At 56.8% G+C, this 16,876-nt stretch carries 17 protein-coding genes and 1 riboswitch; of the genes, 5 read left to right on the top strand and 12 right to left on the bottom strand.

The features are described from left to right. Nucleotides 1–340: 340 nt before the first annotated feature. Nucleotides 341–1,543 carry a L,D-transpeptidase family protein gene (locus IBT47_RS24335; RefSeq protein WP_200563615.1) on the top strand — a complete coding sequence of 401 codons (1,203 nt, stop codon included), beginning with the start codon at nt 341–343 and terminating at the stop codon, nt 1,541–1,543. A 443-nt stretch (nt 1,544–1,986) separates the two neighbouring features. Here the strand turns inward: IBT47_RS24335 and IBT47_RS24330 are convergent, their stop codons facing one another. Beyond that, on the bottom strand, nt 1,987–3,018 hold the full coding sequence (locus IBT47_RS24330; protein ID WP_200563613.1) for a transporter: 1,032 nt from the start codon (nt 3,016–3,018) through the stop codon (nt 1,987–1,989). 198 nt (nt 3,019–3,216) lie between these two features. Here IBT47_RS24330 and ppk2 point away from each other — a divergent pair, with 198 nt between their 5' ends. Further along, entirely contained in the window at nt 3,217–4,134 is a 918-nt protein-coding gene (gene ppk2, locus IBT47_RS24325) for a polyphosphate kinase 2 (RefSeq protein WP_200563611.1), read from the top strand. Here ppk2 and IBT47_RS24320 read toward each other — a convergent pair. From IBT47_RS24320 to IBT47_RS24305, 4 genes are all read right to left on the bottom strand, one after another. After that, nucleotides 4,128–5,330 carry an MFS transporter gene (locus IBT47_RS24320; RefSeq protein WP_200563609.1) on the bottom strand — a complete coding sequence of 401 codons (1,203 nt, stop codon included), beginning with the start codon at nt 5,328–5,330 and terminating at the stop codon, nt 4,128–4,130. The two genes, ppk2 and IBT47_RS24320, sit on opposite strands and share 7 nt — an antisense overlap. Nucleotides 5,331–5,625: 295 nt before the next feature. Then, on the bottom strand, nt 5,626–6,567 hold the full coding sequence (gene dusC, locus IBT47_RS24315) for a tRNA dihydrouridine(16) synthase DusC (RefSeq protein WP_105591140.1): 942 nt from the start codon (nt 6,565–6,567) through the stop codon (nt 5,626–5,628). 51 nt (nt 6,568–6,618) lie between these two features. Beyond that, nucleotides 6,619–8,103, bottom strand: coding sequence for an ATP-dependent RNA helicase RhlE (rhlE, locus tag IBT47_RS24310; RefSeq protein ID WP_105591139.1), 1,485 nt, complete (start codon nt 8,101–8,103; stop codon nt 6,619–6,621). 257 nt (nt 8,104–8,360) lie between these two features. After that, entirely contained in the window at nt 8,361–8,750 is a 390-nt protein-coding gene (locus IBT47_RS24305) for a YbhQ family protein (protein ID WP_105591138.1), read from the bottom strand. 182 nt (nt 8,751–8,932) lie between these two features. On the opposite strand from IBT47_RS24305, the gene IBT47_RS24300 reads away from it, so the two are divergent. From IBT47_RS24300 to IBT47_RS24290, 3 genes are read left to right on the top strand one after another with little or no spacing between them, the layout of a single operon-like run. Next, nucleotides 8,933–9,694: an endonuclease/exonuclease/phosphatase family protein gene (locus IBT47_RS24300; RefSeq protein WP_200563607.1), complete on the top strand. Its 762-nt coding sequence runs from the start codon at nt 8,933–8,935 to the stop codon at nt 9,692–9,694. Continuing rightward, entirely contained in the window at nt 9,691–10,935 is a 1,245-nt protein-coding gene (gene clsB, locus IBT47_RS24295; RefSeq protein WP_200563605.1) for a cardiolipin synthase ClsB, read from the top strand. Before IBT47_RS24300 ends, clsB begins: the two co-directional genes overlap by 4 nt. Beyond that, on the top strand, nt 10,935–11,888 hold the full coding sequence (locus IBT47_RS24290; RefSeq protein WP_200563603.1) for a lysylphosphatidylglycerol synthase domain-containing protein: 954 nt from the start codon (nt 10,935–10,937) through the stop codon (nt 11,886–11,888). The genes clsB and IBT47_RS24290 overlap by 1 nt, the downstream gene beginning before the upstream one ends. Before the next feature lie 43 nt (nt 11,889–11,931). Here the strand turns inward: IBT47_RS24290 and IBT47_RS24285 are convergent, their stop codons facing one another. From IBT47_RS24285 to moaA, 7 genes are all read right to left on the bottom strand, one after another. Next, nucleotides 11,932–12,642, bottom strand: coding sequence for a Bax inhibitor-1/YccA family protein (locus IBT47_RS24285; RefSeq protein WP_200563601.1), 711 nt, complete (start codon nt 12,640–12,642; stop codon nt 11,932–11,934). Nucleotides 12,643–12,764: 122 nt separating this feature from the next. After that, the gene (locus tag IBT47_RS24280) at nt 12,765–13,856 is read right to left on the bottom strand and encodes a DUF1615 domain-containing protein (protein ID WP_200563599.1); all 1,092 of its coding nucleotides are present in this window, start codon (nt 13,854–13,856) and stop codon (nt 12,765–12,767) included. Nucleotides 13,857–13,934: 78 nt separating this feature from the next. Beyond that, on the bottom strand, nt 13,935–14,402 hold the full coding sequence (gene moaE, locus IBT47_RS24275; RefSeq protein ID WP_200563597.1) for a molybdopterin synthase catalytic subunit MoaE: 468 nt from the start codon (nt 14,400–14,402) through the stop codon (nt 13,935–13,937). 1 nt (nt 14,403) lies between these two features. Continuing rightward, complete coding sequence (moaD, locus tag IBT47_RS24270) at nt 14,404–14,649, bottom strand: molybdopterin synthase sulfur carrier subunit (RefSeq protein ID WP_105591131.1); 246 nt, start codon at nt 14,647–14,649, stop codon at nt 14,404–14,406. Then, nucleotides 14,642–15,127, bottom strand: a complete 486-nt coding sequence (gene moaC / locus IBT47_RS24265) for a cyclic pyranopterin monophosphate synthase MoaC (protein ID WP_200563595.1) — start codon at nt 15,125–15,127, stop codon at nt 14,642–14,644. Before moaC ends, moaD begins: the two co-directional genes overlap by 8 nt. A gap of 1 nt (nt 15,128) precedes the next feature. Continuing rightward, complete coding sequence (gene moaB / locus IBT47_RS24260; RefSeq protein ID WP_200563593.1) at nt 15,129–15,644, bottom strand: molybdenum cofactor biosynthesis protein B; 516 nt, start codon at nt 15,642–15,644, stop codon at nt 15,129–15,131. 15 nt (nt 15,645–15,659) lie between these two features. Continuing rightward, on the bottom strand, nt 15,660–16,646 hold the full coding sequence (gene moaA, locus IBT47_RS24255) for a GTP 3',8-cyclase MoaA (protein WP_200563591.1): 987 nt from the start codon (nt 16,644–16,646) through the stop codon (nt 15,660–15,662). After that, a riboswitch (molybdenum cofactor riboswitch) is annotated at nt 16,638–16,773 on the bottom strand. It overlaps the preceding gene by 9 nt. Between the last annotated feature and the right edge of the window lie 103 nt (nt 16,774–16,876).

The raw sequence follows: 16,876 nt of genomic DNA, 5'->3' as shown, positions 1-16,876 counted from the left end.
AGTTAATAAAGAACACGATCTTTATTGTGCTTATCGACGTGCCCTTACCGCTTCAGGGGCTTTAACATCGTGCGGGTTCTGCTACCTTGACTGAATGATGTGGTGTTTTCTTCAGAATTAACTGAGAGGAAATATCGCTGAGGTCGTTGTTGACGCTGGCTCGGGTGAAAATTCACCACGATTTGGTGGCATTGCAGACAATTCTTCGTAAAGAAAGTTCAACAAAGATAAATCCTGGTTTCATCCGAGGCCATTATGAACATATAATGTGCAGCCGGTCACAGTTGACCAGTATTGGGTCGTTTATCAACAGTCTACATGGCGCTACACCTGAAATAATATGAAAAAAAGCATCCGTGCATTTGTCACCCTGTTTCTGGCCGCAGCGGCGTTCAGCCACTCAGCCTTAGCCGTGGTTTATCCGCTTCCGGCCGCCAACAGCCGCCTGACCGGACAGAATCTGGAAATCACTATTCCTGAAGACAGCAAGCTTCCGCTAGAAGCCTTTGCTGCCCAGTATCAGATGGGGCTGAGCAACCTTCTGGAAGCGAACCCAGGGGTTGACGTTTATCTGCCGAAAGCGGGCACTAAACTGATCATTCCTCAGCAGCTGATCCTGCCAGATGCTCCGCGTGAAGGCATTGTGATCAACAGCGCCGAAATGCGCCTTTACTACTATCCGAAAGGCACGAAAACCGTTGTCGTGCTGCCAATCGGCATCGGTGAATTAGGTAAAGATACGCCGGTTAACTGGACCACGTCCGTTCAGCGTAAAAAAGACGGCCCGACCTGGACCCCGACCAAGAAAATGCACGAAGAGTACGCCGCGCGCGGTGAATCTCTGCCTGCCGTTTTCCCGGCTGGCCCGGATAACCCAATGGGTCTTTATGCGCTGTATATTGGCCGCCTGTACGCCATCCACGGCACCAACGCCAACTTTGGTATCGGCCTGCGCGTAAGCCACGGCTGCGTACGTCTGCGCGCTGACGATATTAAATGGCTGTTCGACAACGTGCCGGTTGGTACACGTGTGCAGTTTATCGATCAGCCTGTTAAGGCAACGGTCGAGCCGGACGGTTCACGCTATGTCGAGATCCACAACCCGCTGTCGCAGACTGAAGAGCAGTTCCAGTCACGCGAGCCGGTTCCACTGACGCTTACCGCTGCGGTAACGAAAGTGGTTAGCGATGCCAGCGTTAACACCACCAGCATGGAAGACGCGCTGAAAACCCGTTCCGGTATGCCGGTAAAAGTAAACGGTGAAACCGATGCCACCGCTCCGGTTGCTGTCCCAGAGCAGGAAGGTGCACTGCCGAAAGAAGAGCCGATGACGCCGGTCACCCCGCAGGGTGCCAACGTGATTGATTCAGCTACCGGTGATGCCACTGCCGCAGCACAGCAACCCGCTGAACAGGCCGCGGCGGAGCAGCCAGCCACCGAGCAGTCTGCACCGGCAGCGACCGATGCACCCGCTGAAAGCAACGCGCAAACCATTCCTGGTCTGAGCCAGCCAGGCCCAATCTACAGCACGCCGAAATCCTGATTCGCATCAGGGGCCGCTCACTGGCCCGGTGATTAAAAACTGCACCTGAAAGGCGGCTACAGCCGCTGATTAAGGTGCAGTTTTTTTATGCCATAAATCTTCACTTGCAGAATTATGAACGCCCTCTCCCGGATGGCTGCGGACACCTTCAGCTGCACATCTTCGAATCGCGCCCTGCTCCTTTTTGATCGCCCGCAACTTATATAATCACTTTGAATTAGGCCATATCTTACTGTCTGATTTAATTAACGAAAATACGCACAAGCGCACGGAATGACTCGTACTGACCAGGCTAATCGCATTAGCTTAATGCTGCGTTAGCGTTAATTTGCTGATGCCCTCGACAACAATAGGCTTTGGAGAACCCGTGTTGTTCTCACCGCTGGCGTTTGTGTCTCGGCCAGCATTTCCACCGGGAAAGGATGCCACCCTTTCCCTTTTTTTTATCTCGGCTCCCGCCGCCGAAGCACCAGCCAGGCCGCCGCACAGCTAAACACCATCACCAGCATCACTAACAGCACGAAACCATGCGGGTTACCTGAAAGCGGTATCCCTCCTACGTTCATGCCGAAAAAACCGGCGACCAGATTAATGGGCAGCGCCAGCACGGTAATCAGCGTCAGGGTAAACAGCGTGCGGTTGCTCTGCTCCAACTGCTGCGCGGCCACTTCTTCCTGCAGCAGACGGATACGTTCGGTCAAACCATTAAGGTCGTTCAGTACCACAGTAAACTCTTCGGTAAACTGCCGCAGATCCTGCACCACGCTGGGGTTCAGCCAGCCGGGAGGCCGGTTTATCAGCCGAAAAAGCGCTGCCGGCTCCGGGGCAAGCAGGCGCTGAAAACGCAGCAGGGTGCGCCGCAGTCTGCCCAGCTCTGCGCGATTGCTTTTGATATGCTGACCTAACAGTCTCTCTTCAATCTGATCGACATACTGATTCGACTGGCGCACGATCAAACCGAGTACATCTTCCTGTTCCGCCAGCAGCTGGGCCAGCAGCTCGGTTGGCGATCGCAGGTCCATGGCAATCAGCTTCTGCTGTAACCGCTCCACCAGCCTGACCGGCTTAAAGCGGGCGCTGACCACCAGCCCCGCCCGGCACCAGATCCACAGCGTGGCAGTCTCCTCACCGCTTTCACGCGCATCAAAAATCACGTCGTTCAGCACCGCCATCAGCGCATCGTTCTGCCGCTCAATGCGGGTACTGTGTGAACCGTGCTGGATTTCGTCGAAGAACTCTTCATCTACGGCAAAATGCGTTTGCAGCCAGCGCGCGGCAGCGGCGTGATTCAGATTAACGTGAAGCCACAGAAAGCTATCTTCCGCGCTGTTCTGGCTGTTCCATGCTTCACACGACTGCTGTACGGTTAAACTTTGCGGCTCGCGGCCGTTGAAAAACTGATAGCCATAAATCAGGCCGGAAACATCATCACTAAAGTCGGGTTTTTGCCGCACCAGCGGCAGGCGTTGAGTCATAGTTTTACCAGGCTAAAACAGGGCCGCAATAACCCTATCCTGACCTATGCAGATGACAGTTTTGTTACCGTTGTCGCCGGGTGCGCATTTATTCGCCCGCTTCGTCATTTCTTTGTCATAAAAACTGCGTATTACCGGAGAGTAATTCTGTTTAACAGCACAATGACTACTTTTTAACCTTACCGGGGGTAAGCGAGAATGGCGATGCAAGGTAATGATTTCTCCATTGAGAATATTAACCAGCGCCTGCTGCAGGAGTTCTACGACAGCTACGACGAAGAGCTGGAGATGGAACTTGACGATCTGCGTTTTGGCGACGGCCGCGAGCCTGAACCGGGTGAAAAAGCCTGGCGTAAGCACTATTTCCGCGAACTGCTGCGCCTGCAGGGTGAACTGGTCAAGCTGCAGGAGTGGGTCACCCGCACCGGCCACCGCCTGGTGATTATTTTTGAAGGCCGCGATGCCGCCGGCAAAGGCGGGGTGATTAAACGCATTACCCAGCGCCTTAACCCGCGCACCTGCCGCGTTGCTGCCCTGCCCGCACCTAACGATCGGGAACGCACCCAGTGGTATTTCCAGCGCTATATTGCTCACCTTCCGGCCGCAGGGGAAATGGTGCTGTTTGACCGCAGCTGGTACAACCGTGCGGGCGTTGAGCGGGTGATGGGTTTCTGCAACGAACAGGAAGTGGAAGAGTTTTTCCGCAGCGTGCCGGAGTTTGAAAAGATGCTGACGCGCAGTGGAATTCAGATCGTTAAATACTGGTTCTCCATTACCGATGAAGAACAGGAACTGCGCTTCCTCAGCCGCATCCACGATCCGTTAAAACAGTGGAAGCTCAGCCCGATGGACCTGGAAAGCCGCCGCCGCTGGGAAGAGTACACCGAGGCGAAAGAAGAGATGCTGGAGCGCACCAATATTGATGAAGCCCCGTGGTGGATCGTGCAGGGCGTGGACAAAAAGAAAGCGCGCCTGAACTGCATCAGCCATCTGCTGCGCCAGATCCCGTATGAGGACACGGAGCAGAAAACTATCACCCTGCCGCACCGGGAGCGTCACGATGAGTATCGCCGCAACCCGGTGCCGGAAGAGATGATCGTACCGGAAATTTACTGATCCGGCCGGGGGGATCGACCGTCCCCCCGCATCAGCATTCTCACGATCAGCGCCAGCGCAATCAGCACCACGCCCGCCGCAGCCAGATAGATAGCATCAATTCCCCAGTGCCCAATCAGTAAGCCAGCCAGCGGCCCGGTGATCCCCAGACCGCAGTCGAGGAAGGCAGAATAAAGCCCCAGTGCCGATCCCTGATTCTGCGGCTTAACGCGCCGAATCGCTTCCACGCCCAGCGCCGGGAAAATCAATGAGAAGCCGGAACCGGTGAGAAACGCCCCCAGATCCACCATCCATACGCTGCTCGCCTGCCAGATAATCAACAGGCCGACGCACTCGATCGTGAACGACACCAGCGATACGCGCATCGCACCAAAGCGGCTGATGCTGTTGTTGAACAGCAGGCGCATCAGAATAAATCCGCAGCTGAACAGCGTCAGCGAGAAGGCCGCGCCGCTCCAGCCGTGATGGCTGAAATAGAGGGTGATAAAGGTGGCAATCGTACCGAAGCCCACCGTGCCCAGCCCCAGACACAGGCCGTAGATCCAGATTTTGCCAAACACCTGGCTGAACGACGTGCGTTCGCCCACCTGCACTTTGACCGCCGGCCGGCGCGTTGCCATCCAGAAGCCGAGAATCGCCATCACCACGATCAGTCCGGCAAAGCCAGGAATACCAAACAGCGAATTCAGCATCACGCCGAGCGGTGCGCCCATTGCCATGGCCAGATAGGTCGCCACGCCGTTCCAGGAGATCACGCGTGCACTCTGCACCGTGCCGACGACATTAATCCCCCACAGGATCGATCCGGTAGCCGTCAGGCTTTCACCGAAGCCCAGCACCACCCTTCCCATGGCCAGCAGCAGCAGGCTGACCAGTGGAGAGCTATTAAATATCACCGCCAGAATGCTCAGCGCACCGCTGGCACCGCACAGCACCAGCCCGGCCAGTACCACTTTTTTCGGTCCGAGCAGATCGGCATAGCGACCGGCCTGCGGACGGCTAATCAGCGTAGCGAAATATTGCAGGCTGATAATGAGCCCGGCAACAAACGAGCTGTATCCCAGCTGGTTATGCACATAGCCCGGCAGCACCGCCAGCGGCAGGCCGATAGAGAGGTAACAGAAAAAGGTAAAAACCACGACGGAGATAATGCGTTTATTAAGCTGGGCATTGGTTAATGCCGGAATTGCAGACATAGCAGAGCCAAAACAGGTTGTAATAGTCGCTATATCATACCCTTAGCTTGCTAACAGATCCCGCGAAGAATCACGATAAGTTATGTCAAAAAGAGGATTTTTGTTGCCAGCAGCGAATGTTGAACGCACTTTTCGCGGAGGCTCCGGCAGAATACGTTAATCCACCCACCACTTTGCCCTGCAATTTCAGGGCAAAGTGGTGATGATTACTGGCATCGGGCGCTGGCCGGAGTCATTCTGTTGGCAAAAGGAGAGTTCCCCGGTTACAAAAGGCGGCGATAGTCCTGATGGACGTTTACTTCAGGGTAATATTGCCAATCGCCTGCGCGATATCCTTTGAGGTGCCCAGCGCACGAATTTCGGCAAACAGCCCGCTGGCTTCTTCGTATTCCTTACGCAGATAGCCCAGCCACTGCTTGATGCGCGCGACGTGGTACAGGCCGGTATCGCCCTGTTTTTCCAACAGTACGTATTTCTTCAGCAGCATCACGACGTCGTTCCACGGCATACGCGGCTCGTTGTACTTGATCACCCGGCTGAGGTTGGGAACGTTCAGCGCGCCACGTCCGATCATGACCGCATCGCATCCTGTCGCCGCCAGGCAGTCCTGCGCGCTCTGCCAGTCCCAGATTTCGCCGTTGGCGATCACCGGAATCGTTAAGCGTTTGCGGATTTCACCAATCGCCGCCCAGTTAATGCGCTCGGCTTTGTAGCCGTCTTCTTTGGTACGGCCGTGTACGGCAAGCTCGGTAGCACCGGCCTGCTGTACCGCATCGGCAATTTCAAACTGACGATCGCCGGAATCCCAGCCGAGACGAATTTTTACCGTCACCGGCAAATGTGCAGGCACAGCGGCACGCATCGCCTTCGCGCCCTGGTAAATCAGCTCGGGATCTTTTAACAGCGTGGCACCACCGCCGCTGCCGTTGACCGTTTTCGACGGACAGCCGCAGTTGAGATCCACACCCCATGAGCCCAGCTCCACCGCTCGCGCGGCATTTTCCGCCAGCCATTCCGGGTACTGGCCCAGCAGCTGAATGCGCACCAGCGTACCGGAGGGCGTCCGGCTGGCGTGATCCAGTTCAGGGCAGAGACGAGAAAAACACTTCACCGGCAGCAGTGCATCTACCACCCGCAAAAATTCGGTAATACAGAGATCGTAATCGTTGACGTCGGTCAGCAGTTCACGCACCAGCGAATCGAGAACGCCTTCCATCGGGGCCAGTAGCACGCGCATGATAAACCTGTGGGTTGTAAAAGGGGGAACCGGACGGTTCCCCCGAATGAATTAGCCGTTGTTGCCAGGATTAGCACGACGCTGACGGGTACGGTTTACGCGTGGTGCTGCACCGTTGCCGCCTTCCGGGCGCGCACCGCGTGCCGCACCGGAACCGTTAGCCGCACCGCCGCCGTTACCCTGACGGCGCTGTTCACCACCGTTGCCCTGACGACGCTGCTCGCCACCGTTGTTACCGCTACTGTTGCTGCTGCCGTTGCCGCTGCGGTTGCCACCGGCGCTGCGTCCGCCGCCACCACTACGCTGGCCCGGCGCACCGCCGCGACCGCGACCACCGCCGCCACCTGCGCCACCGCGCTGCTGACGACCGTTAACGATCGGCTCAGCCTTGATCGTTGGGTCCGGCTCGTAGCCATCGATAGCCATTCGTGGAATTTCACGCTTCAGCACGCGCTCAATGTCACGCAGCAGCTTATGCTCGTCCACGCAGACCAGCGACAGCGCTTCACCCACCGCCGCTGCACGACCGGTACGACCAATACGGTGTACATAGTCTTCCGGCACGTTTGGCAGCTCGTAGTTCACCACGTGCGGCAGCTCTTCAATGTCGATACCGCGCGCGGCGATATCGGTTGCCACCAGCACGCGAATTTTACCGTCTTTAAAATCGCTCAGCGCACGAGTACGCGCACCCTGGCTTTTATTGCCGTGGATCGCAGCGGCAGTAATACCGTCTTTGTTCAGCTGCTCGGCCAGGTGGTTAGCGCCGTGCTTGGTACGGGTGAAGACCAGCACCTGCTGCCAGTTGCCGCTACCAATCAGCTGCGACAGCAGTTCCCGCTTGCGCTTTTTATCAACGAAATGAACGTGCTGAGTAACCTGCTCAGATGCGGTGTTGCGGCGAGCCACTTCCACCTGCTCCGGGTTGTGCAGCAGTTTTTCCGCCAGAGATTTGATCTCATCAGAGAAGGTGGCGGAGAACAGCAGGTTCTGACGTTTTGCCGGCAGCTTGGCCAGCACACGGCGGATATCGTGAATAAAGCCCATATCCAGCATGCGGTCGGCTTCATCCAGCACCAGAATCTCAACCTTAGACAGGTCAAGCGCGTTCTGATGTTCAAGATCCAACAGACGGCCCGGCGTGGCGACCAGTACGTCAACACCGCCGCGCAGCTTCATCATCTGTGGGTTAATACTTACGCCGCCAAATACCACCAGCGAACGAATGTTCAGATATTTGCTGTACTCAGCAACGTTCTCACCGACCTGCGCTGCCAGCTCGCGGGTTGGCGTTAAAATCAACGCACGAACCGGGCGACGGCCCTTAGCGTGCGGGTTACTGCTGCTCAGCAGTTGCAGCAACGGCAGGGTAAAACCGGCAGTTTTACCGGTACCGGTTTGGGCGCTGGCCATCAGGTCGCGACCGGAAAGCACTACCGGGATTGCCTGACGCTGAATCGGCGTTGGCTCGTTATAGCCCTGTTCAGCAACAGCGCGAAGAATATCGGCATTAAGGCCGAGAGAATCAAATGACATAAAGTTGACTGACTCCGGATCCGCCCTGACCGCAAAGCGGTGTAGTTTCCAGGGGGAGAATATGACGCCAGGATTGTCCTGACGCTTGAATGAGAGCACAAACCACGGTGCGTAAGCGGCAGATTATAGCAGATCCCTACGCTCTACAGGGAGTTATTCTTGGTACTGAAATCCTAAAAAAGATACGGGTATCGGGGAAGGCTTTGCGGGGTATACGGCAGATAAAATAACGGGCCACCGAAGTAGCCCGTCTGGGATTAACGCTGGCGGTGGCGCGAACGCGCCGGCTCTTTCGCCAGCAGCGAAACAACCGCCGGACCAGCCAGCATGACAACCCCTACGGCACCGAGCAGCAGGTTATTGTGGATCACCCGCGACAGTACCAGCAGCACTAACATCGCTGCACCGAAATAGTAAGTGGTTGTAACATCTTCAAGGAAATCGCCAATGCGCCGCAAACCCGGCACACGCTGCGTCAACAGCATGGCGGCAAACACACTGGCATACATCGCCAGCAGCAGCAGGCTGACCTGCAGCAGCGCATGGTGCTTCCATCCCCACACCAGTGCGGCAATCAGCAGCAGGTGTAGCGCGATGTGTAAACAGTTTTGCCCAGTGACAATCTGAATACGATTAGACCATTTCATTTGTTTCTCCCGGTGGTCCATGACTGGCCACCCAAGCATGTTACTGACACAGGCCAGTAACGCAGTTCTCCAGACTAACTCAACTTTCGGACAAATCCGCAAAAAAAAGCGCAATTAAGCACTCTTTTGTGACAAGGACTACACTTTACTCTTCACAAGTTGAAAGGGAGAGCGCGCTAATTATGTCACAAAATGCGCAAGGATTTTCATTTAAAATCCTGACCATTAATACACATATGGGTTTTACCCCCTTTAACCGACGTTTTATCCTGCCAGAACTACGAGATGCAGTACGTGCTACCGGGGCCGATATCGTTCTCCTGCAGGAAGTGATGGGCAGCCACCGTCTGCATGCACTAAAGGTGGAAAACTGGCCCGGCGTACCACATTACGAATTTCTGGCGGATTCGATCTGGCAGGATTTCGCCTACGGCCGCAACGCCGTCTATCCAGATGGGGATCACGGGAATGCCGTGCTGTCACGCCTGCCCATTACCCATTTCGAGAATCGCGACATCTCGATTGCCGGGACTGAAAAGCGCGGCGTCCTGCACTGCCAGATTGCCCTGCCCGGCAGAGCGGGAACGCTGCACGTGATGTGCGTCCATCTGGGCCTGCGCGAAGCCGATCGCCGCAATCAGCTGCTGATGATTTGCCAGCTGGTCAACGCCCTGCCTCCCGATGAACCAGTGGTGATTGCCGGGGACTTCAACGACTGGCGGCAGCGGGCCAACGCTATCCTGAAACGCCAGGCCGGGCTGGAAGAAGTGTTCAGCCAGCGGCATGGCAGACCTGCGCGCACCTTCCCGGCACGTTTCCCACTCCTTCGGCTGGACCGCATCTACGTGCGGAATGCCGGAATCGGCCGCCCACAAACTATTCCGCTGCGCCCGTGGTCACATCTTTCCGATCATGCGCCGCTGGCGGTGGAAATCCATCTATGAAACCAGGCTGGCGAGAAGGTAACTCCATCAGGCTGCTGGAGAACGGCGAGGAATTTTTCCCTCGCGTTTTCGGCGCGATTCAACGCGCACAGCACAACCTGCTGCTGGAAACGTTTATTTTGTTTGATGACGACGTCGGCCAGGCGCTGCACGCTGAACTTCTGGCTGCGGCGCGTCGCGGGGTTCATATCGAAATGATGGTGGATGGCTATGGCTCACCCGATCTGCCTGACACTTTCGTTAACAGCCTGACCGCAGAGGGGATACGCTTCGTGTATTACGATCCGCGCCCGCTGGTGCTGGGGATGCGGACCAACCTGTTCCGCCGCCTGCACCGGAAAATCGTGGTCGCCGATGGCGATATTGCCTTCGTAGGCGGCATTAATTATTCGGCGGAGCACAACGCCAGCTTTGGCCCCCAGGCCAAGCAGGACTATGCCGTTGAGGTGAAAGGGCCAATCGTCGCCGATATTGCCGCCTACGTGCAGCAGGAGATCGGCAGCAAGCGTTCGGGTCACCGCTGGTGGGGTGCCCGACGCCATCGCCCGGCGCAGAATGCCACACCCGGTGACGCACAGGCGCTGCTGGTCTGGCGCGATAACGGCGATCACCGCGATGACATCGAGCAGCATTACCTCGAGATGCTGCGTACGGCCAAAGAAGATGTGATTATCGCCAACGCCTACTTCTTTCCCGGATATCGCCTGCTGCGCGAGATGCGCAATGCGGCACGGCGCGGCGTTCACGTGCGGCTGATTGTTCAGGGTGAACCGGATATGCCCATCGTTAAAGTCGGTGCAGAGCTGCTCTACAGCTTTCTGGTGAAAGGCGGCGTGGAGGTTTATGAATATTGCCGCCGCCCGCTGCACGCCAAAATTGCGGTAAAAGACCGGCAGTGGGCCACCGTCGGTTCCAGCAACCTCGATCCGCTCAGCCTGTCGCTGAATCTGGAAGCCAATCTGATGATCCACGACCGCGACTTTAATCAGCAGGTGCGGGATAACCTTGAGCGCCTGCTGCAGGAGGACTGTCGCCGGGTGGAAGAGAGCGAGCTGCCGCCGCAGAGCTGGTGGCAGTTAAGTAAAAACGTGGTGGTGTTCCACTTCCTGCGCCATTTTCCCGCGATTGCCGGCTGGCTGCCTGCCCATACGCCTAAACTGGCCGAAGTCCCTGCCCCGGTACAGCCGGAAATGGAAACTCAGGACCGCATGGGAACGGAAAACGAAGGAGCCAAATTCTGATGTCGACATCCCGACGCTTATGGAAACCGGTGAAAAAGGCGATGACCTGGCTGTTTTTTATCGCCGTTATCGTTCTGCTGGTTATTTACGCTCGCAAAGTTGACTGGAGTGAGGTGCTGGACACCATCGTCAACTACAACCGCACGGCGGTTCTGGCTTCGGTGGTGCTGGTGATCGTCAGCTATCTGACTTACGGCGTGTACGACCTGATCGGCCGCGCCAGCTGCGGCCACAAGCTGGAAAAACGCCAGGTGATGCTGGTGTCGTTTATCTGTTACGCCTTTAATCTGACGCTCAGCACCTGGGTTGGCGGCGTGGCGATGCGCTATCGTCTCTACTCAAGGCTGGGCTTAAGCAGCAGCACTATTACCCGCATTTTTACCCTGAGCATCGCCACTAACTGGCTGGGCTATGTGCTGGTGTCCGGCATTGTATTTAGCACGGGCATGGTGAAAATTCCCGAAGGATGGTTTGTCGGGTCGGCAACCTTACGCACTATTGGCATCGGGCTGCTGCTGTTTGTGTTTGTCTATCTGTTGCTGTGTGCCTTTTCCCGCCGCCGCCGCTGGAGCATTAAAGGCCATAAGCTGGCGCTGCCGTCGCTGCGCATGGCGCTGGTGCAGTTTACGGTTTCCAGCGCGAACTGGCTGGTGATGGGGGCAATTATCTGGCTGCTGCTGATGCAGAAGGTGGATTTCCCTCAGGTGCTGGGCGTGCTGCTGATTAGCAGTATTGCCGGAGTGATTATTCATATTCCTGCCGGAATTGGCGTGCTGGAAGCGGTGTTTCTGGCGCTGCTGCGCGGTGAACCGGTGGGCCACGGCACGATTATTGCCGCGCTGCTGGCTTACCGCCTGCTCTATTTTATCGCCCCGCTGCTGCTGGCGCTGGTGCTGTATCTGTGGCTGGAGAGCCGGGCTAAATCGTTGAAAGCAAAGAATCTGGCGGCATGAGGCAGACGGTCCGGGGATAAGCCCGGACCGTGATAAGGTTGAATCAGCGGCGGTTGCCGAAGATCCGCAGCAGCATCAGGAACAGGTTAATAAAGTCGAGATACAGCGTCAGTGCGCCCATAATCGAGTAGCGACGCAGATTCTCTTTATCTTCTACGTTGATACTCTCACCGATATTTTTCAGCTTCTGGGTGTCATAAGCGGTCAGCCCGACAAACACCACCACACCGATATAGGTCACTGCCCACATCAGCGCGGTGCTTTTCAGCCACAGATTCACCAGCGAGGCGAGAAGAATGCCGATCAGCGCCATAAACAGCATGCTGCCCATACCGCTGAGGTCACGTTTGGTGGTGTAGCCCCACAGGCTCATCGCACCGAACATCCCCGCTGTCACCACAAAAGTGCTGGCAATGGATGAGTAGGTGTAAACGAGGAAGATACTGGCCATGGTCAGGCCGGTCAGCGCCGAGTAAAGCATAAAGATGCCGGTAGCGACGGCCCCACTGAGCTTCTGCACCATCATCGACAGCAGTACCACCAGCCCAAGCTGCACGATAATCAGTCCGAAGAAGGTAATGCGATTGGCAAAGACCAGCTGCATGACCTCCGGGGTGTTCGCCGCATACCAGGAAACAAACGCCGTCAGCAGCAGGCCGCAGGTCATCCAGCCGTATACCTGCGCCATGTAAATGGACAGGCCCGTACTGGCACGTTGAACGATTGAATCACTGGAACGTGGATATCTGTCCATGATGCTCCTCTCAAAGATAAGTGAATAAACCCGTTAATCTGTTCTCAGTCTGGCACATAGATTCCCGTCTGTGCCAGTTCGTCGTGAAACAAACTCACCCCGTTGAGCAAGGGTTGAATCTGCTACTGGCGCGCCAGGCAGCTCTGATAGCGGCTGTTCACCCGCTGGGCGAACCAGGCGGTGGTCAGATTACGGGTGATTTTCGGGCTTTCCAGCTTGATACCCGGCAGCACGGCACGCGGCAGCGTCTTCCCGGCGTCTTTATCCGCCAGCGCGAAGACTGCCTGCCACAGATCGCTGTTGTCGAAGTCCGCTTCATCTCCTTTTTCCAGCGCCCGGCGAATGGCCCGGTCGCTGTAATCCAGCCGTTTGCCCAGCGTGCGCAGCGCTTTCTCCGTTGATCCTGCGCTGTCGGAGCCGTAGTTAATCAGGTCACCGTCCAGTGCCAGTTTGATACCGCTCAGTCGCGATACGGCCGCCTGGAAAGCGGCGTTGCGGCTGGCATACCAGCCCGCGTTATAGTCGGCAAAGCGGTACAGCGGAGCCGGATAATCGGCCGGATAGCCCAACAGGTGCTGGGTGCCAAACCACACGCCTCCGCGCCGCGTGAATACCTCGCGGCGGATAGATCCGTCCGGCGTGTAGGGATAGCCGCGGGCATGCGCTTCAGCAAAGGCGATACTGACCTGCATCGGCCCGCCGGTATGGATGGGGTTCAGATTGCCGAACAGCTTCTGCCCCATCGGCACCATATTGATAAAGTCATCAAATATTGCGCTCAGCTCTTTTTCACTCTTCACACGATCGAGCCGGTCGGCGTAGCTTTTACCGTTCGGGGAGTCGATCATCAGCGCGGTACGCACCAGGAATGACGGGATATGCAGCTGGCCCGCGCGGCGGTCAATTTCAGCCCAGGCAATTTTCGGCAGCCCCGCGACGGGCGCATCGGCGTTAAAATTAGACTCCTGCCCGGCGACGGCGATCACCGAGCAGATATTGCTGGTGGTCGGCGGGATATTCAGACCGTTAAGCGCCACGAAGATATCCCCGGCCCAGCCCTGGCGATCGCTAACGCCCGCAGGCAGCAGGCGGGTGATTTGCGTTTTCACATCGGCGGGACGCGGCGCGTCGGCTTTTTTAGAGGTCGGGCTGCTACAGCCTGCGAGGATCAGCAGGGACAGCAAAGAGAGGCGACTCAGAGCGCGATAAAGCATGGATATCCTTACGATTAACCCGATTTATGCGCTCAGACTAGCGGCTGATTCACCGTAGATCCATCAGATAAAGCGGTTTTACTCCGCCTTTTGCTGCTGCCAGCGCCCGGCGGCCTGCTTGTCGCTGTCGCGGGATTCAACCCAGCGATCGCCTTCGGCGGTGGCTTCCCGTTTCCAGAACGGCGCGCGAGTTTTCAGGTAGTCCATAATGAACTCCGCACCGTCAAAGGCGGCTCCGCGGTGCGCACCGCTGACGCCCACCAGCACAATTTCGTCACCGGGAAACAGTTCCCCGATGCGGTGGATCACCGTCACCCGCTGCATCGGCCAGCGCTGACGGGCCTCGGCTACAATATCGGCCAGCGCTTTTTCGGTCATCCCCGGATAGTGCTCCAGGGTCAGCGCGCTGACGTTATCGCCGAGGTTGTGATTACGGACTTTGCCAGTAAAGGTCACCACCGCCCCGTCGCTGTCGCAGGCGGAAAGCCAGGAATATTCTGCGGCCATATCGAAGGGATCGGCACTGACCCGAATACGTGTTTCCATCTCAGCCCCCGGTAACCGGCGGGAAGAAGGCGACTTCATCCCCGGCGCGAAGTGGATGCTGATGCGAAACCAGGGTCTGATTGACCGCCGCCAGCAGCTTGCCGGACTCCAGCGCCAGCGCCCAGCGATCGCTGCGTTCGGCAAGCGCCGCGCGCAGCGATTCCACGTCGGCATACTCGGCAGGCAGCTCAATACGATCGGTGCCAACCAGTTCCCGCACCTGAGCGAAGAAAAGAATATTAAGCATGAGGCACCGCCTGGAAATCACCGGATTTACCGCCGCTTTTACTCAGCAGGCGGCACTGTTCGATGCTGATATCCTTCTGCACCGCTTTGCACATATCGTAGATGGTCAGTGCGGCTACCGACGCGGCGGTCAGTGCTTCCATCTCCACGCCGGTTTTGCCGGTCAGGCGGCAGAGCGTTTCGATACGCACGCGATGCTGCTCGGGCTGGGCTTCCAGTTTTACCTCTACCTTGCTCAGCATCAGCGGATGGCAAAGCGGGATCAGCTCCCAGGTGCGCTTTGCCGCCTGGATACCGGCGATGCGCGCGGTGGCAAACACGTCACCTTTATGATGACTGCCGTCGATGATCATTTGCAGCGTTTCCGGGTGCATCACCACAAAAGCTTCAGCGCGGGCTTCGCGCACGGTTTCCTGTTTGGTGGAGACATCCACCATATACGCCTCACCGGCGGCATTAATGTGGGTTAACTGAGACATATCAAAGCTTCTTTACGTGTGAAACGAAATTGCACGGGCGCGTTCTGGCATCCAGCTGATCCTGAATGATGCGCTCCCAGGCCAGCTGGCAGGCGGACGTTGACCCCGGCACGGCAAGGATCAGCGTCTGGTTGGCGATGCCACCTACCGCGCGTGATTGCAGCGTTGAGGTGCCAATATCCTCAAACGAAACCATGCGAAACAGCTCGCCGAAGCCTTCAATTTCGCGGTCAAACAGCGGCACTAAGGCTTCCGGGGTGCTGTTTTTACTGTTGAAACCGGTGCCGCCGTTGATCAGCACCACCTGCATATCCGTACTGGCGATCCAGCTGGATACCACTGCACGAATGCGGTAACGGTTATCCGGCACGATGGCGCGATCGAGCACCTGGTGCCCGGCCTCGCTCACCGCCTCTTTCAGCCAGTCACCGGACGTGTCGCTGGCCAGCGTATGCTTGTCCGACACGGTAAGAATCGCCACGTTGAGTGCGATGAACTCCGCTGTACCTTTACCCATAATCAAATCCTTAGATTAACCGCCGATAAACGAGAGGTTTTGTGTGATGCCGGTATTGCCCTGGTGCAGGAAATGCGTCTGCTTTTTATGGCTGAGGCTGCTGGCTATACGCGCCTGCAGGGCGTCCTGCTGATCGTCATTCTCCAGCAGATCGCGCAGCGGCACGCCGCCGTCACCGAACAGGCAAAGATGCAGCTTACCGACGGCCGAGACGCGTAGCCGGTTACAGCTGGCGCAGAAATCCTTCTCATAGGGCATGATCAGACCGATTTCCCCCAGATAGTCGGGGTGGTGAAACACCTGTGCCGGGCCGTCGCTGCGCGCGCGCGCCTGCAGGACCCAGCCGTGCTCAAGCAGATACTGACGAATAGATTCACCGGAGACGTGCTGCCGGCGAAACAGATCGCCGCCTTCACCGGTTTCCATCAGTTCAATAAAACGCAGCTGAATGGGACGCGTGCGGATCCAGCCGAGGAAGGAATCGAGCTGGCGGTAGTTAACGTCTCGCATCAGTACGCTGTTCACCTTCACCTTGCTGAAACCGGCGTCAAAGGCGGCATCAATACCGTGCATCACTTCTTCAAATTTATCCTGGCCGGTGATGGCGTGAAACTGGCGGGGATCGAGGCTGTCGACGCTGACGTTGATCCCGGTCAGTCCGGCATCTCGCCATTGGGCAACGTCACGCTTCAGTCGATAGCCGTTGGTGGTGACTGCCAGTTGGCGGATACCTTTGTTTTCGCGAACGGCGGCTATAATATCGGTGAAGTCACGGCGCATTGAGGGCTCCCCGCCGGTGAGCCGCACTTTTTCAGTGCCCGCGGCGGCAAACGCCCGGGTCACACGGCGGATTTCATCCAGCGAAAGGAAGCTTTTATTATTTGCGCCCTGCGGCCGATAGCCGTCGGGGAGACAGTAGGTGCAACGAAAGTTGCACACGTCAGTGATCGATAAACGCAGGTAGTAAAAACTACGGGCGTAATTATCCGTGAAATTTAGCACCAGCTACACCTTTCCAATGTCGGGAGATGCAGGCATTTCTTTCTGCACCCTGGCAACTCGAGGTTGCGGCCAGGACACCGTATCCGCTTAAAGACTTAGGTATCAGGGCTAAGTGTGATTTACCGCTCATCGGTAAACCAAGTTGGTTAAAACTTTAACGCTAAAGCAGGCTGGATTCCAGTACAAAGTTTCGGTATATATTATGATATATAACGATTTTTCCGCATTTT

The sequence above is a fragment of the Erwinia sp. S43 genome (genome assembly GCF_016624745.1).
GTDB classification, from domain to species: Bacteria; Pseudomonadota; Gammaproteobacteria; order Enterobacterales; family Enterobacteriaceae; genus Erwinia; species Erwinia coffeiphila.
The sequence above is the reverse complement of the archived record's forward strand: the minus strand, read 5'-3'. Positions and strand labels throughout refer to the sequence as shown.

Coding starts and splice junctions, on each gene's coding strand:
- IBT47_RS24335 (WP_200563615.1), top strand. CDS start 341: ATGAAAAAAAGCATCCGTGCATTTGTCACCCTGTTTCTGGCCGCAGCG.
- IBT47_RS24330 (WP_200563613.1), bottom strand. CDS start 3,018: ATGACTCAACGCCTGCCGCTGGTGCGGCAAAAACCCGACTTTAGTGAT.
- ppk2 (WP_200563611.1), top strand. CDS start 3,217: ATGGCGATGCAAGGTAATGATTTCTCCATTGAGAATATTAACCAGCGC.
- IBT47_RS24320 (WP_200563609.1), bottom strand. CDS start 5,330: ATGTCTGCAATTCCGGCATTAACCAATGCCCAGCTTAATAAACGCATT.
- dusC (WP_105591140.1), bottom strand. CDS start 6,567: ATGCGCGTGCTACTGGCCCCGATGGAAGGCGTTCTCGATTCGCTGGTG.
- rhlE (WP_105591139.1), bottom strand. CDS start 8,103: ATGTCATTTGATTCTCTCGGCCTTAATGCCGATATTCTTCGCGCTGTT.
- IBT47_RS24305 (WP_105591138.1), bottom strand. CDS start 8,750: ATGAAATGGTCTAATCGTATTCAGATTGTCACTGGGCAAAACTGTTTA.
- IBT47_RS24300 (WP_200563607.1), top strand. CDS start 8,933: ATGTCACAAAATGCGCAAGGATTTTCATTTAAAATCCTGACCATTAAT.
- clsB (WP_200563605.1), top strand. CDS start 9,691: ATGAAACCAGGCTGGCGAGAAGGTAACTCCATCAGGCTGCTGGAGAAC.
- IBT47_RS24290 (WP_200563603.1), top strand. CDS start 10,935: ATGTCGACATCCCGACGCTTATGGAAACCGGTGAAAAAGGCGATGACC.
- IBT47_RS24285 (WP_200563601.1), bottom strand. CDS start 12,642: ATGGACAGATATCCACGTTCCAGTGATTCAATCGTTCAACGTGCCAGT.
- IBT47_RS24280 (WP_200563599.1), bottom strand. CDS start 13,856: ATGCTTTATCGCGCTCTGAGTCGCCTCTCTTTGCTGTCCCTGCTGATC.
- moaE (WP_200563597.1), bottom strand. CDS start 14,402: ATGGAAACACGTATTCGGGTCAGTGCCGATCCCTTCGATATGGCCGCA.
- moaD (WP_105591131.1), bottom strand. CDS start 14,649: ATGCTTAATATTCTTTTCTTCGCTCAGGTGCGGGAACTGGTTGGCACC.
- moaC (WP_200563595.1), bottom strand. CDS start 15,127: ATGTCTCAGTTAACCCACATTAATGCCGCCGGTGAGGCGTATATGGTG.
- moaB (WP_200563593.1), bottom strand. CDS start 15,644: ATGGGTAAAGGTACAGCGGAGTTCATCGCACTCAACGTGGCGATTCTT.